Below are 15,307 nucleotides of genomic sequence, written 5' to 3'. Positions count from 1 at the left end.
GTGACCGGGTTGCAGCGGACATTGACCTGACTGTCGGCACGACTTGTTTTGAATAAAGCCCAAACGCTGTCCACGCGCTATGACCCCCGTGAGCTCTCTGATGAGGAGTTGGTCGCGCGCTCGCACACGGAGCTGTTTCACGTAACACGCGCGTACGAAGAATTGATGCGCAGGTATCAACGCACTCTGTTCAACGTTTGTTCAAGGTATTTGGGGAACGATAGAGACGCGGATGATGTCTGTCAGGAAGTGATGCTCAAGGTGCTATACGGCCTGAAGAACTTCGAGGGCAAATCGAAGTTCAAGACCTGGCTGTACAGCATCACGTACAACGAGTGCATCACGCAGTATCGGAAGGAACGGCGAAAGCGTCGCCTGATGGACGCTTTGAGTCTGGACCCCCTTGAGGAGGCGTCTGAAGAGAAGGCGCCGGCACCCGAGGAAAAGGGCGGACTTGATCGCTGGTTGGTGCATGTGAACCCGATTGACCGCGAAATTCTGGTGCTTCGATTTGTCGCAGAGCTGGAATTTCAGGAAATCGCTGACATCATGCATATGGGTTTGAGTGCTACAAAAATGCGGTACAAGCGTGCTCTTGATAAATTACGTGAGAAATTTGCGGGCGAGACTGAAACTTAGTGCGTAGCAAATATCTCTTACGTGTAGGCAAGTTCTGTTAGACTTGTCGCCGAGTTGTCCCCCGGTTTGTGGGACTGCTTTACAATCACCAGATGGGGATTTAACGGATGAAACTGAAAAACACCTTGGGCTTGGCCATTGGTTCTCTTATTGCCGCTACTTCTTTCGGCGTTCTGGCACAAGGCCAAGGCGCAGTTGAAGGCGAGCTGTTCTACAAGAAGCAGTACAACGATAGCGTTAAGCACATCGAAGACGGCTTCAACCCAGGCGCTCGCATTGGTTACTTCCTGACCGACGATCTGTCGTTGAATCTGTCGTACGACAAGACCAACCACACCCGTTCGAACGACGGCACTGGCAACCAGAAGATCAAAGGTGACACTGGCAGCCTCGTTGCTCAGTACCACTTCGGTCAGGCTGGCGTTGATAGCCTGCGTCCATACGTTGAAGGCGGTTTCGGCCACCAGAGCCGTGGCAACGTGCGCGCTGACGGCCACACCGGTCGCGATCAGACCACTTTCGCTACCATCGGTACCGGCGTGAAGTACTACTTCACCAACAACCTGTACGCTCGTGCTGGTGTTGAAGCTGACTACGGTCTGGACAACGGCAAGTGGGACTACTCCGCACTGGTCGGCCTGGGCGTGAACTTCGGCGGTAACGCTGGCGCAGCAGCTCCAGCTCCTACCCCAGCACCAGCTCCAGAGCCAGTTCCAGAGCCAGAAGCTCCGGTTGCTCAGGTTGTTCGTGTTGAGCTGGACGTTAAGTTCGACTTCGACAAGGCCGTTGTTAAGCCTAACAGCTACGGCGACGTTAAAAACCTGGCCGACTTCATGGCTCAGTACCCAGCTACCAACGTAGAAGTTGCTGGTCACACTGACTCCGTAGGTCCAGACGCTTACAACCAGAAGCTGTCCCAGCGTCGTGCTGACGCTGTTAAGCAAGTCCTGGTTAAAGACGGCGTTGCTCCTAGCCGTGTAACTGCTGTAGGTTACGGCGAATCCCGCCCAGTTGCTGACAACGCAACTGAAGCTGGTCGCGCTGTTAACCGTCGCGTAGAAGCGTCGGTTGAAGCTACCGCTCAGTAATTACTGAGTAGTAAAGAAAAGCCCGGCTCAGGCCGGGCTTTTTTTCGCCTGCGATTTGCCTCAGGCGCTTGCCGCAGCGGCGATGCTAGCCATCTGTGCGGCGCCGGCAACCTGGCCAATCACCAGGATGGCCGGGCTTTTGAGTGCAAAGGCTGTTGCAGCTTCATGCATGGCCGCAAGCGAGCTGCGGCATTCGCGTTGTTGGGGCAATGAAGCGTTTTCGATCATTGCCACCGGCATATCCGCAGCCATGCCGCCGTTGAGCAGCTGTTCGCGGATTTCGTCCAGCTTGGCCACGCCCATATACACCACCAGCGTGGTTCCACCCTCCGCCAGCGCACGCCAGTTCAAGCTGCTGTCATCCTGGGTATGCGCGGTGACCAAGGTCACTCCACGGCTCACCCCGCGCAAGGTCAACGGGATGTCACACTGGGTCGCCCCGGCCAGCCCTGAGGTGATGCCATTGACCAATTCCACCTCGACACCACGCTCGCGCAGCCAGGTTGCCTCTTCGCCACCGCGGCCAAAAATACATGGGTCACCGCCTTTAAGGCGTACCACGCACTTGCCCTGGCGTGCATAACGCAGCATCAGGCGGTGAATAAACTCCTGCGGGGTAGAGCGGCAGCCGCCGCGCTTGCCGACGGTAATCACCCGGGCGCTGGCGCAGTGTTCCAGTACTGCCGGGTTGACCAAGTCATCAATCAGCACGACGTGCGCTGCCTGCAGAGCCCGGACCGCCTTGAGGGTCAGCAACTCCGGATCACCCGGCCCTGCGCCTACCAGCCATACTTTTGCGCTCATGTTGTTCCCCTTACACACTGATGGCGATTGGCTGCGGGTTGCTGGCCAAAAGACGTTTGATTTCCGGCACGCAGGAGCCGCATTGGGTGCCGCAGCCCAGTGCCTGTTTGAGGCCATCCAGGTCCAGGCCGCTGCCGATACCGGCACACACGGCGTTTTCGCTGACGTTCTTGCAGTTGCACACAATCTTGTTGCTGGTCGTGGTACCGCCCGGTGGCGCGCTCAAGGGCGCCAGTAACCAGCGCCGCAGTTGCTCGTCGGCCCGGCCTTCCAGCCACAGGCTTTGCAGCCAGTGACGGGCCAGGGTTTCGCCGGCCAGGCGCAGGGCGGTAATGCGGCCTTTCTCGATTTTCACGCGTTTGCCGATTGAGCGGCGCGGGTCGTCATAGGCCATTACCGGGCCGTCGTTGAGGCCCAGCAGGTGGTCGATGCGGGTCAACAGTTGCAGGTCGGGCGCCTCGGTATGCGCGGCGCGCACCAGCAGCGCGGGGCGTTCACGGCCAGCCAGGCTCAGGCTGACGTAGGCAAAGGTTTCACACAGTGGGCGCAACGCTTCGAAGTGCTGCTGCACATCGCCTTCGATCAGCGCAAACAGCTGCCATGGCAGTTGCACTGCTTCCAGGCGCACGCCGCTGTGCTTGAGCTCCGGCTGCTTGGACAAAGGGTCGAACGCCGGTTGAGTGAGGGTATTAACGCCGCCCTTGAGAAAGCGGTCGCCCCAGTGCATGGGCAGAAACGCTTGGCCGGGGCGCACGCTGTCATCGCTGCAAACGGCGACGATCACACTGCCGCGACGGCTTTTCAGGCTGACCAGGTCACCCTCTTTGAAGCGGTGGCGGCGCAGCTCATCCGGATGCAGGCTCAACAGCGCCTCACTGACGTGCCCGAACAACTGGGCGGCGGTGCCGGTGCGGCTCATGCCGTGCCATTGATCACGCAGGCGGCCGGTGATCAGGGTCAACGGGAATCGCGCATCGCGTTGTTCTTTAGCGGCGCGATAAGGCTCGGCGACAAAGCGCGCCCGCCCAGTGTCAGTAGGGAAAATGCCGTCGGTGTACAGGCGCGAAGTACCCGCCTGGGCACCCTCGGGAAAGGGCCACTGCTGCGGGCCGATCCGGTCGAGCAGGGCATGGCTGATGCCGGACATATCCAGGTCACGGCCTTGGGTCAGTGGCTTGAATTCATCAAACAGCTGCGCCGCTTGTTCAAAGGCGAACAGGCTCGGCAACCCCGGACGCAGACGGCGCTCCAGGCGCTGGGCGAAATCCACCGTGATCGCCCAATCCGCGCGTGCTTCACCCGGTGGGTTGATGGCGCGGCGCACGTGGGAAATACGCCGCTCGGAGTTGGTCACCGTGCCGTCTTTTTCACCCCAACTGGCGGCGGGCAGTAGCAGGTCGGCATAGGCGGCGGTTTCGGTGGTACGAAACGCTTCCTGCAACACCACGAACGGGCACGCGGCCAAGGCGGCGCGCACTGCGTTCTGGTCGGGCAGGGATTGGGCAGGGTTGGTACAGGCGATCCACAGTGCCTTGATCTTGCCAGCCTGCATCTGTTCAAACAGTTCGATGGCGGTAAGGCCGGTGGTCGCGGGCAGTTGTTCCACGCCCCAATAGGCCGCCACTTCAGCGCGGTGTTCAGGGTTGGCCGCGTCGCGGTGGCCCGGCAGCAAGTTGGACAGGCTGCCGGTTTCGCGCCCGCCCATGGCGTTCGGTTGGCCGGTCAGGGAAAACGGCCCACAACCCGGGCGGCCAATGGTCCCCGTGGCTAAATGCAGGTTGATCAACGCGCTGTTTTTGGCGCTGCCGGCGGTGGACTGGTTAAGCCCCATGCACCACAGCGACAAAAAGCTGCTGGAGGTGCCGACCCACTGCGCACACAGGCGTAACTGTTCGACGCTGATACCGCACAGCTGCGTGACCATCTGCGGCGTGTAGTCATGCACCAGGCGCTTGAGTTCGGCCAAGCCGTCGGTGTGGGCCTGGATAAACGCGCGGTCCACCCAGTCTTCCCACAGCAACAGATGCAAGATCCCGTGGAACAACGCCACATCCGTTCCTGGCAAGATCGCCAAGTGCAGGTCGGCCAAATCGCAGGTGTCAGTACGCCGAGGGTCAATCACCAGCACTTTCATGTGCGGGCGTTGCGCCTTGGCTTGCTCCAGGCGCCGGAACAATACCGGATGGGCGTAGGCCATATTGCTGCCGACGATCATCACGCAGTCGCTGTTTTCCAAGTCTTCATAACTGCACGGCGGTGCATCGGCGCCCAGGCTGCGCTTGTAGCCGACCACTGCCGACGACATGCACAGCCGGGAGTTGCTGTCGATATTGTTGGTGCCCACCAACGCACGGGCCAACTTGTTGAAGCTGTAATAGTCCTCGGTCAGCAGTTGCCCGGAGATATAGAACGCCACACTGTCGGGCCCGTGTTCGGCAATGGTATCGGCGAACACGTTGGCCGCGTGGTCCAGGGCGGTGTCCCAGTCGGTGCGGGTGCGTGCCAGGTCTTTGCCCAAGCGTAATTGCGGGTAGAGCGCGCGGGCGCTCAAGTCGCCGGTCAAGTGCAGGCTGGCGCCTTTGCTGCACAACTTGCCGAAGTTGGCCGGATGGCTGGGGTCGCCTTGCACCCCCAGGATCTGTTCGCCGTCATGCTCGATCAGCACGCCGCAACCCACCCCGCAATAACAGCAGGTGGACGCGGTGGTCTGGCGGTTCATCAACCCGCGTCCCGCAGGGCCAGCATCACCCGGCCGTTTTCCACCCGGGCCTGGTGATGGTGGGCACAGCCGATATCCGGGGCCTGGGCTTGGCCGGACTCAAGGTCGATCTGCCAATTGTGCAATGGGCAGGCCACGCGCTTGCCATAGATCAAACCTTGGGACAGCGGCCCGCCCTTGTGCGGGCAGCGGTCGTCGAGGGCAAAGACTTCGTCGTCACTGGTGCGAAAAATCGCGATGTCACCTTTCGGCCCGCTGATGATGCGCGAGCCCAGGGCGTTGATTTCATCGAGGGCGCAGATATCCAGCCAGTTCATAGCGAGACCTCCAGTTGTTTGACAGGGATCACGTCGAATTCCTTTTTCAGCAGCGGCTGTTCCAGGCGTTCCTTCCACGGGTCCTGCTCGAATGACAACGAGAACTGCAAACGCTCATTGAGGGCCTGGCGGCGCGCTGGGTCTTCCAATACAGCCTTCTTGATATGCTCCATGCCCACCCGCTGCAGGTAGTGCACGGTGCGCTCCAGATAGAAGGCTTCTTCGCGGTACAACTGCAGGAACGCGCCGTTGTATTCGCGTACTTCCTCCGCGGTTTTCACCTTGACGAAGAACTCCGCGACTTCGGTCTTGATCCCGCCGTTGCCGCCGATGTACATCTCCCAGCCCGAGTCGACGCCGATAATGCCCACATCCTTGATGCCCGCTTCCGAGCAGTTGCGTGGGCAACCGGAGACCGCCAACTTGACCTTATGGGGCGACCACATATTGAACAGGTCATGCTCCAGCTCGATGCCCAGTTGTGTGGAGTTCTGCGTACCAAACCGGCAGAACTCGCTGCCCACACAGGTTTTGACGGTGCGGATGGATTTGCCATAGGCGTGCCCGGACGGCATATCCAGATCCTTCCACACACCTGGCAAGTCCTGCTTCTTGATACCGAGCAAGTCAATGCGCTGGCCACCGGTGACCTTGACCATCGGCACGTTGTACTTGTCGGCCACATCGGCGATGCGGCGCAGCTCCGAAGGGTTGGTCACACCGCCCCACATCCGTGGCACCACGGAGTAGGTGCCGTCTTTTTGAATATTGGCGTGGGCCCGTTCGTTGATCAGCCGCGATTGTGGGTCGTCCTTGGCTTCGCCGGGCCAGGTGGAGATCAGGTAATAGTTGAGGGCCGGGCGGCAGGTGGCGCAGCCATTGGGGGTGCGCCAGTTCAGGTAGCGCATGGTGCTGTCGATGGTCAGCAGGTGCTGCTCGCGAATGGCCTGGCGGATCTGCCCGTGGTTGAGGTCGCTGCAGCCGCAGATGGCTTTTTCACTTTTGGGCTTGACGTCGGCGGCGCCGCCCACGGTGTTGATCAGGATCTGTTCGACCAGGCCGGCACAGGAACCGCAGGAACTGGCGGCCTTGGTGTGTTTTTTCACCTCATCGACACTGAACAACCCTTGTTCCTGGATCGCCTTGACGATGGTGCCCTTGCACACGCCGTTGCAGCCGCAGACTTCGGCGCTGTCGGCCATGCTCATGGCTTTGTCCTGGCCTTGGTGGCCGACATCGCCGAGTGCATTTTCACCGAACATCAGGTGATCGCGGATTTCACCGATGGCGTGATTCTCACGGATCTGGCGGAAATACCAGCCGCCATCGGCGGTATCGCCGTACAGGCAGGCGCCGACCAGAATGTCGTCCTTGATCACCAGCTTTTTGTACACGCCACCAATCGGGTCGGAGAGGGTGATGGTCTCGGTGCCTTCGCCGCCCATGAAGTCGCCAGCGGAGAACAGGTCGATGCCGGTGACTTTAAGTTTTGTCGAGGTCACCGAGCCCTTGTAAGTGGCAAACCCCAGTTGGGCCAGGTGGTTGGCGCAGACCTTGGCCTGTTCGAACAACGGCGCCACCAAGCCATAGGCGATGCCGCGATGGCTGGCGCATTCACCGATCGCGTAGATGCGCGGGTCGTAGGTTTGCATGGTGTCGTTGACCAGGATCCCACGGTTGCAGGGAATGCCGGACTTTTCCGCGAGTTCGGTGTTGGGGCGGATGCCGGCAGCCATCACCACCAGGTCGGCGGGGATGATGTCGCCATTTTTGAACTGCACCGAGCCGACGCGGCCATTGCCGGCATCGTGCAGGGCCTGGGTCTGCTCGCACAGGCGGAACACCAGGCCGCGACTTTCCAGTTCGGTTTGCAGTAGCTGGCCGCTGGTCTTGTCCAGTTGCCGCTCCAGCAGCCATTCACCGATGTGCACCACCGTCACGTGCATGCCGCGCAGCATCAGGCCGTTGGCCGCTTCCAGGCCGAGCAGGCCGCCGCCGATCACCACTGCATGCTTGTGAGTCTTGGCGGTGTCGATCATCGCTTGGGTGTCGGCGATGTCGCGGTAGCCAATTACGCCCTGCAGGGTATTGCCGGGAATCGGCAGGATAAACGGCGTGGAACCGGTGGCGATCAGCAGGCGATCATACTCGGCCTCGGTGCCGTCTTCGGCGATGACTTTGCGCTTGACCCGGTCGATCTGCACCACCTTGCGGTTGAGCAGCAGCTTGACGTTGTTGTTCAGGTACCAATCCAGGTCGTTGAGCACGATCTCTTCGAAGGTTTGCTCACCGGCCAGTACTGGCGACAGCAGGATGCGGTTGTAGTTGGTGTGAGGCTCGGCGCCGAACACAGTGATGTCGTACAGCTCGTTGCTCAGCTTGAGCAGTTCTTCCAGGGTGCGAACCCCGGCCATGCCGTTGCCGATCATCACCAGTTTGAGTTTTTTCATGTCGTTCTCCGCAATGGCTCGACAAATCGTGCGCAAACAAAAAAGGCGTCCCCGCTAGTCAGCTAGCGAGGACGCCTTTGTCCTGGTCCCGTTCTCTCGGGAAGCTCGGCCCTTCGTCGTTGAAGGAGCGGCTATATGTGGGGTGTTGGGAAAGCTAATGCAGCAGCTGTGCCAAGTCCCTATAGCCCCAGTTTTACTGGGCGTTTACACGCAGAACCGGCGGATTCTGCCCGTTAGTGGTGCAGCAGCCAGTACAACAGCACCAGATTGAGCAGCATTGAAGCCACCGCCAGGGTTTGCCAGACCTTCAAGGGTTCGCGTTCGAGCAAGGGCCGTGGGCGTAGGCTCAATTCGCGGCGGTCGGCCTGCTCCAGCACCAACAGCCATTCTTCGGCGGTTTCATAACGTTGGGCCGGGGCAGCGGTCACCGCCCGTTCCAGGCTGTGTGGTAACCACTCCGGCAAGTCGGGGCGATAACGGCTGGCGCTGACGGGCTGGTTAAATCTGGGCCGTTGGAAGGCCTCGATTTCACCGTAGGGGTAATGCCCGGTCAGCAGGTAATACAAGGTCACGCCGACGCTATACAAATCCTGTTGCGCCGTAGGCTGCTCGCCAGCGAACGCCTCGGGCGCGATAAAGCTCGGGGTACCGGGCAGCAGGTGGGCACGGTCCTCGGAGAGCCCAGGGCAATAGGCCAGGCCGAAGTCCAGCACCCGCAGTTCGCCATCTTCTCCCAGCAGCAGGTTTTCCGGCTTGATGTCGCGGTGCAGGATCTGCCGGCGATGCAGCAGGCCCACGGCGCGCAGCAAGCGTTCTGCAATCGACTGCCATTGTGCCAACGGCAGCGGGCCCTGTTGTTGGAACAGTTGGGCCAGGGTTTGCCCGGCGTATTCGCGCATCACGTAGTACAAATGCTGACGGCCACTGGCGGCATGCACTTCGGGAAAGGCACGGCCGGCGACCCGGCGCAGAAACCATTCCTCCGATAACAACGCCTGGGCCGCATCGGTATCGTCGCAACGTAACGGTAAGGTCTTGAGCAGCCAGGGTTGCCCCTGGGCGTCGTGCACGCGGTACAGCAACGACTGCCGACTCTGCGCCAGCACGCTTTGCACCTGCCAGCCTTCAAAGGTTTGCCCGACTTTCAGCGGTGGCGGCAGTGGCCATTGCTGCAACTGCACCAGAGCGTCGCCGAGGGTGGCGGCGCCGAGTTGATCGATGCGCACCAGCAAGGCGCTGGCGTTGTCTTGGCTACCCGCCAGGTGGGCGGCGTTGACCAGTGTGTTGACGGCCAGATCGAGGTCGCTTTGTTCGCGCAGTATCGCGCCGATGCTGTGATCGCCCAGCGTGGCCCACACCCCATCGCTGAGCAGCAGGAAACTTTCGCCCTCGCGCAATGGACCATCGAGGAAGTCCAGCACCAGGTGCTGATCCAGGCCGAGGGCGCGCTTGAGCACATGCTGCATCCCCGGCTGTTCCCACACATGGTCTTCGCTGATGCGTTGCAACTCGCCGTCAAGCCAACGATACGCCCGGCAATCACCGACATGGGCCAGGGTGAAACGTTGGCCGCGAAACACCAGGGCGCTCAGGGTGGTGAGCAACGGTTGCCCGCCGCCGTTGGCTTGCAACCAGCGATTCTGCGCCAGTAACAGACGCTCCAGCGCCTGGGCCACGCTCCAGGTCTGTGGCGTGGCGTAGTAGTCCAGGGCCAGGGCCTGCAAGGTCGAGCGTGCGGCCAGGCCACCGTCGGCGCATTGGCTGACGCCATCGGCCAGTGCGCACAGGTAGCCTTTGCTGGCGGCCAGTTCCGCCATGGGCGTGACCACCCGCAGGGCATCCTGGTTTTCGCTGCGCGGGCCGATGGCACTGGCCTGGGCGACGCTCAGTCGTAGGCTCATCAGACGCGGGCGGCGGTCACGGCGGCCGAACCCCAGGTGGTTCTCCAGCGCCGTTTCACCCCATGCAGGCCGAACCAGGCCAGCACACCGAGGCTGGCGAACAACCACAGGGCCAGTTGATAGCTGCCGGTGCTCTGCTTGATAGCGCCCATGCCCGCCGCGAGGGCGAAGCCACCAATGCCACCGGCCATGCCGATCAGCCCGGTCATGACGCCGATCTCACTGCGAAAACGCTGCGGCACCAGTTGGAATACCGCGCCATTCCCGGCGCCCAGGCCGAGCATGGTGCAGACGAAAAGCGCCAGCGCCGCGTAGGAACTGGGCAGGTTGAACCCCACTGCCGCAATGCAGATCACCGCCACGCTGTACATGCCGAGCAGAGTCTTGATCCCGCCGAACCGGTCTGCCAAGGCGCCGCCCAAGGGGCGCATCAGGCTGCCGCCGAACACACAGGCGGCGGTGTAGTAGCCGGCGGTCACCGGGCTCAGGCCGTACTGGTCGTTGAAGTAGCCGGGCAGGGCGCTGGCCAGGCCGATAAACCCGCCGAAGGTCACGCTGTAGAAGAACATGAACCACCAGCTGTCACGGTCGCCCAGGGCCTTGAAGTAGTCGGCCATGGCTTTGGCTTTTGGCCGCTGAGGGGCATTGCGCGCCAGCCAGGCGAACACGATCAGGGTCAGCACCAGTGGGATCAGCGCAAAACCGAACACGTTGCTCCAACCAAACGCGGCCGCCAGCACGGGCGCCAGCAGCGCGGCAAACACGGTACCGGAGTTGCCGGCGCCGGCGATGCCCATGGCTTTGCCCTGGTGCTCCGCCGGGTACCATTGGGACGCCAAGGGCAGGGCGACCGCAAAGGACGCGCCGGCCATGCCCAGGAACATGCCCAGCAGCAACGCTTGTTCGTAGCTGTGGATCCCCAGTTTCCAGGCGCAGAACAGTGCCACGATCACAATCACCTGGCCAATCAGCCCGGCGGTCTTGGGCGACAGCTTGTCGGCCAGCATCCCCATCAAGAAACGCAGCACCGCGCCCGCCAGGATCGGTGTGGCCACCACCAGGCCACGTTGTTGGGTGGTCAGGTGCAAGTCAGCGGCAATCTGCACCGCCAGGGGGCCCAACAGGTACCAGACCATGAAGCTCAGGTCGAAATACAGGAACGCGGCAAACAGGGTCGGGGTGTGCCCGGATTTCCAGAAGCTTGATTTCATCACGCACCTCAACGGTTGGGGGTCTAGAAACGAAAAAACGCCGCCACCGGGTTCGCGAGGGCAAACCGGGTGGGCGACGTCTTTGTCGTGGAGGGGGCAACCGCCGTTGGCTACCTGTGATAATTCTTTAGCAAGAGCTGAGCCACATCAGCCGAGCAACTCGCTCATGGCAATAATCTGCTCTGCCACCTGGATCAGTTTCTGTTGACGGCTCATGGCCTGGCGGCGCATCAGGGTGTAGGCCTCTTCTTCGTTACAGCTCTTCATCTTCATCAACAGGCCCTTGGCCAATTCGATGCGCTTGCGTTCGGCCAGTTGCTGGTCGCGGGCATGCAGCTGGGCGCGCAGGGCCTGGTCACTCTCGAAGCGCGCCATGGCCACATCGAGGATCGGTTGCAGGCGCTGGGCCTGGATGCCTTCGACGATATAGGCACTGACGCCGGACTTGATGGCCTGGCGCATCACAGTCGGGTCGTGCTCGTCGGTGAACATCACGATGGGCCGGGGCTGATCGCGGCTGACCAGCACCACTTGCTCCATCACATCGCGCCCGGGTGACTCGGTATCGATCAGGATCACATCCGGGCGCACTGTTTCGACGCGTGCGGGCAGGTCGATGGTCAAGCCGGACTCATCGATCACCTCAAAGCCGGCCTCGGTCAATGCGGCCTTGAGGCGCCCGACCTTGCGCGGGGTGTCGTTGATCAACAGGATTCGCAGCATCGTCGGGCTCCTGTCAGCGCAGCGCTTGGCGGTTGGCGTTATCGGCCAAGGCGTGGAGGTGGAAGCTGCGCGCATAGCCGGCGGGGTCGCTGCCGTCCCAGGTCTTGCCGTCGAGCAACTGGCTACGGCGCATGTCCGAGTTGCCTTCGGCAATGCCCAGCGCCTCAGCCGCCTGGCGGTACAGCGCCAGTTGCTGCACCTGCCGGGCGACGCCCAGGTAGTCCGGGTCTTCACGCAGCAAGCCCCAGCGCCGGAACTGGGTCATGAACCACATGCCATCGCTGAGGTAGGGCAGGTTCACCTCGCCGTCGGCGAAAAAGCGCAGCGCATGGGGATCCTGCCACTGGTTGCCCAGGCCGTCGCCATAGTGCCCCAGCAGGCGTGGTTCGATGCAAGCCACAGGCGCATCGAGGTATTCAGGGGCACTGAGCAACTGGGCGGTAGAGCGGCGGTTTTCACGGCTCTGCTCGATAAACCGGCTGGCCTCGAGGATCGCCATGACCAGCACGCGTGCGGTATTGGGGTACGCGTCAACGAAGGCTTGGGTGCAGCCCAGGACTTTTTCCGGGTGGTCCGGCCAGATCGCCTGGCTGGTCGCCAGGGTGAAGCCCTGGTTCTGTTGCACTGCGCTGGCGCACCAGGGTTCACCCACGCAAAGGCCATCGATGCGTCCGGCTTGCAGGTGCGCCACCATTTGTGGCGGCGGCACTACTACGCTGTTCACATCCTGCAAGGGATGAATGCCTTGGCTCGCCAGCCAGTAATACAACCACATGGCGTGGGTGCCGGTGGGAAACGTCTGGGCGAAGGTGAGTTTTGTCCGGCTTTGGTGCACGTGGCGTTTCAATGCTTCAGGAGTGATCACCCCTTGCTGTTGCAGGCCATGGGAGAGGTTGATGCCCTGGCCATTCTGGTTCAGCCCCATCAGCACCGCCATGGGGCTGGGGGCGACGCCGCCGATGCCCAGGTGTACGGCATAGATCAGCCCGTAGAGACTGTGGGCGGCGTCCAATTCACCGCTGACCAGCTTGTCGCGCAGGTTGGCCCAGGACGCCTGGCGCTTGAGGTTGAGTGTGAGGCCGTAGGGTTGGGCGAAGCCCTGGGTGGCGGCGACCACCAGCGAGGCGCAATCGGTCAGGGCCATGAACCCAAGGTCCAGGCTGCTCTTTTCCGGGGCATCGCTGCCGTTTACCCAAGCCAGTGGATCGTTCATCAATACCTGCCTTTTTCTGAAAAAAAAGCGCCGTTTCCCTGGTTGGCGTATAGGCCATTGCAGGGGAACGACGCCTTTGTCCGTAGGCCCGTGCCGCCGTTGGTGCGAGCCTGATCCAGAGTGCAAAGCAAGGCACATGCCATGGGCAGGACGTCGCAGTTGGCCGTCAACTTTCCATCATGATTGATCCTCGTGCGCCTCGCAGTATGGCCGCTTCTTCAGGCCAGACCACCAGGCATACCCACGGTGCACGCTGATTTACTCGCAACCCTCAATTGCCGCTGGCTGTACAGCGCGCTGCTGTGCGCCGTGCTGTTGCTGGGCAGTCGTACGGCCTGTGGCGAGGTGTTGCAGCTCTACGCTGCCGACGACACGAGAAGCTCGGCGGTGGTACTGCGGCATATTTCCGTCAGTAGGCTGCGCGGCATCATGCGCCGTGCGGGGCTGGATGAGCCGCGTTACCCACTGCGTGAACACGGCAAGCGTACGTTCTATGTAACCGGCCCTTCCAGTTATGTCGACCAGGTGTTGCATCTCGCCCAACGGATGGACCGACCCCCTCGCAAGGTGCCAGAGCGCGCCCCGGTATTCGGCGTGGTGAAAGTGATCAATGTCCTCGTGGACGATCACCTGCAGGGCGCTGGAGCCAACAAGGTCCAGGTACCGGGCATGGCCTCCATGCTCGAAGCTCGGCTATCCCAGGCGCAGAAGGACCAACTGGCCGATGGCCGCCTTGTGTTGATGGCCTATCCAGATACCAACAGTCTGTTGATCAAGGGCCCACCCGCCCAAGTGAAGGTTATTGAAAAACTGGTGGCCGAGCTGGATGTCGCCCAGCCGCTGGATGAGGCCTCGCCAGGGCAGGCTGGCGTAGATGGCGACGTACTGCCCTGGATCGGCCCACCTCAGTTGAGCGCCGCGCAACACGAGCGTGTGCGACGTGCGTTCCTGGGAGCGGACCCTGAGTTTTCCCCCTGAAAAAGGCGTTTGTCCATGCACCTGGAAATATTGCTGCAGGAGCAACTGATCAGCCGCAAGCGTTTGGCCGCATTCGCACCGGGGAAGGTGCTGCCCTTGGACCCAGGCGTCACCCGCTGCGTGGAGGTGCGGGTCAATGGACAACTGATGGCAGTGGGAGAGTTGGTGCAGTTGGAGGATCGGCTAGGGGTTGAATTGCAGGAGACGTTTCAGGAGTGGTTGCCGCGGTAAGGGTGCGTTAGCGAATTGTCTGACCGGCAGTGGCCAAAAAAAGGCGAATGAATGGGTTTTTTCCTAACGCGGGTCTTCGAGCCGGTTTTTTATAGTCGTGCCAATGGCAGATGAGCTGGTCACACAATAAGGATTTTAATGTCAGTAGTCGACTACAGAGGTGCGTATGGCCGTCGTGACGGATGAAACGACGACGTCCCTGGTTTTCGCGCGTTGGACCTTGCATGGCGACGGCCGGTTGACGGGCGTGGAGGCGGATATTCAGTTGCCTCCCAAGGAGGGGCACGTGCTGCGGTTGCTGCTGGCCTCCGGTGGCGCGCTGATGACCAAGGACCGTTTGCTGGAACTGGCCTGGCCTCGGGGCGAAGTGGCCGAAGAGTCACTCACGCGGTGTATTTATTCTCTGCGCAAGCACTTGAGGGCCGACAAAGGCTTTATCAAGACGATTTATGGCAAGGGCTATCGCTTTACCTGCCCGGTGCGCACAGGTGATCAACCCAGGGCAGTGGCACACGTGTGCGCCGTCTGTGGTCAGGCCAGCAATGTCCAGGTTTAAGGCATGGGGCAAAGGCCTGGTGCTCGGGGTATTGATGGGCAGCAGCCAGGCCTGGGCCTTTTGCTGGGAAGAGGCGGCCAGCCGCTACGACCTTGAGCCGGAGTTGCTGCAAGCTATCGCCTTGGTCGAATCGGGTTACCGGGCGCAAGCGATGAACTACACCAACCGCAATGGCACGCGGGATATCGGCTTGATGCAAATCAACAGCATCCACTTGCCGCGCTTGCTCAAGCAGGGCATTACCGAAGAACGGCTGTTGAGCGAGCCTTGCCTGTCGGTGGAAGTAGGCGCCTCGATTCTTGCCGAGTTCATCCAGCGTTTTGGCTACAACTGGACGGCGGTGGGGGCTTACAACGTGGGGCCGGGGCCCGGGCCACAGCGTGAGGCATTGCGTCTGCGCTACGCCGAAAGGATCTGGGTGCGTTATGAGGCGTTGACGGCGCAACGTCAATGAGATCAGGTGGCACGCCTCGCATG

General features: G+C 61.4%; 14 protein-coding genes. 6 read left to right on the top strand and 8 right to left on the bottom strand.

The features are described from left to right. The first annotated feature begins 48 nt into the window (after window positions 1-48). Entirely contained in the window at window positions 49-639 is a 591-nt protein-coding gene (gene sigX / locus E1K68_RS20355) for an RNA polymerase sigma factor SigX (protein WP_003193286.1), read from the top strand. Between the two features lie 107 nt (window positions 640-746). Beyond that, on the top strand, window positions 747-1,727 hold the full coding sequence (locus E1K68_RS20350) for an OmpA family protein (RefSeq protein WP_003193285.1): 981 nt from the start codon (window positions 747-749) through the stop codon (window positions 1,725-1,727). Window positions 1,728-1,787: 60 nt separating this feature from the next. On the opposite strand, the gene cobA is transcribed toward E1K68_RS20350, so the two are convergent. The 8 genes from cobA to E1K68_RS20310 all read right to left on the bottom strand — a co-directional run bounded on the left by cobA (window position 1,788) and on the right by E1K68_RS20310 (window position 13,065). Continuing rightward, window positions 1,788-2,531 (bottom strand): uroporphyrinogen-III C-methyltransferase, encoded by a 744-nt coding sequence (gene cobA, locus E1K68_RS20345; RefSeq protein ID WP_003193282.1) that lies wholly within the window; start codon window positions 2,529-2,531, stop codon window positions 1,788-1,790. Between the two features lie 10 nt (window positions 2,532-2,541). Further along, window positions 2,542-5,250 carry a nitrate reductase gene (locus E1K68_RS20340; protein ID WP_192001625.1) on the bottom strand — a complete coding sequence of 903 codons (2,709 nt, stop codon included), beginning with the start codon at window positions 5,248-5,250 and terminating at the stop codon, window positions 2,542-2,544. Next, window positions 5,250-5,567, bottom strand: a complete 318-nt coding sequence (gene nirD / locus E1K68_RS20335; protein WP_003193279.1) for a nitrite reductase small subunit NirD — start codon at window positions 5,565-5,567, stop codon at window positions 5,250-5,252. Before nirD ends, E1K68_RS20340 begins: the two co-directional genes overlap by 1 nt. Further along, a complete protein-coding gene (gene nirB / locus E1K68_RS20330; RefSeq protein ID WP_020302634.1) occupies window positions 5,564-8,017 on the bottom strand; it encodes a nitrite reductase large subunit NirB in 2,454 nt (817 codons plus the stop codon). The genes nirD and nirB overlap by 4 nt, the downstream gene beginning before the upstream one ends. A 233-nt stretch (window positions 8,018-8,250) precedes the next feature. Next, window positions 8,251-9,918 (bottom strand): bifunctional protein-serine/threonine kinase/phosphatase, encoded by a 1,668-nt coding sequence (locus tag E1K68_RS20325; protein WP_003193277.1) that lies wholly within the window; start codon window positions 9,916-9,918, stop codon window positions 8,251-8,253. Further along, window positions 9,918-11,129 carry a nitrate/nitrite transporter gene (locus E1K68_RS20320; protein ID WP_003193275.1) on the bottom strand — a complete coding sequence of 404 codons (1,212 nt, stop codon included), beginning with the start codon at window positions 11,127-11,129 and terminating at the stop codon, window positions 9,918-9,920. The genes E1K68_RS20325 and E1K68_RS20320 overlap by 1 nt, the downstream gene beginning before the upstream one ends. A gap of 147 nt (window positions 11,130-11,276) precedes the next feature. Continuing rightward, the gene (locus tag E1K68_RS20315) at window positions 11,277-11,852 is read right to left on the bottom strand and encodes an ANTAR domain-containing protein (protein WP_034136176.1); all 576 of its coding nucleotides are present in this window, start codon (window positions 11,850-11,852) and stop codon (window positions 11,277-11,279) included. 13 nt (window positions 11,853-11,865) lie between these two features. Next, complete coding sequence (locus tag E1K68_RS20310) at window positions 11,866-13,065, bottom strand: CmpA/NrtA family ABC transporter substrate-binding protein (RefSeq protein ID WP_212614585.1); 1,200 nt, start codon at window positions 13,063-13,065, stop codon at window positions 11,866-11,868. A 246-nt stretch (window positions 13,066-13,311) separates the two neighbouring features. On the opposite strand from E1K68_RS20310, the gene E1K68_RS20305 reads away from it, so the two are divergent. From E1K68_RS20305 to E1K68_RS20290, 4 genes are all read left to right on the top strand, one after another. Then, on the top strand, window positions 13,312-14,043 hold the full coding sequence (locus E1K68_RS20305; RefSeq protein ID WP_003193269.1) for a secretin N-terminal domain-containing protein: 732 nt from the start codon (window positions 13,312-13,314) through the stop codon (window positions 14,041-14,043). A gap of 15 nt (window positions 14,044-14,058) precedes the next feature. Next, window positions 14,059-14,274, top strand: coding sequence for a FliM/FliN family flagellar motor switch protein (locus E1K68_RS20300; RefSeq protein WP_003193267.1), 216 nt, complete (start codon window positions 14,059-14,061; stop codon window positions 14,272-14,274). A gap of 166 nt (window positions 14,275-14,440) precedes the next feature. Further along, window positions 14,441-14,830 (top strand): winged helix-turn-helix domain-containing protein, encoded by a 390-nt coding sequence (locus tag E1K68_RS20295; RefSeq protein WP_003193265.1) that lies wholly within the window; start codon window positions 14,441-14,443, stop codon window positions 14,828-14,830. Further along, on the top strand, window positions 14,817-15,284 hold the full coding sequence (locus E1K68_RS20290; RefSeq protein ID WP_003193263.1) for a transglycosylase SLT domain-containing protein: 468 nt from the start codon (window positions 14,817-14,819) through the stop codon (window positions 15,282-15,284). The genes E1K68_RS20295 and E1K68_RS20290 overlap by 14 nt, the downstream gene beginning before the upstream one ends. Window positions 15,285-15,307 lie beyond the last annotated feature (23 nt).

Origin of the sequence: Pseudomonas sp. B2021, from assembly GCF_018135665.1 — a bacterium.
Taxonomy (GTDB): Bacteria; Pseudomonadota; Gammaproteobacteria; order Pseudomonadales; family Pseudomonadaceae; genus Aquipseudomonas; species Aquipseudomonas lactis.
The sequence above is the reverse complement of the archived record's forward strand: the minus strand, read 5'-3'. Positions and strand labels throughout refer to the sequence as shown.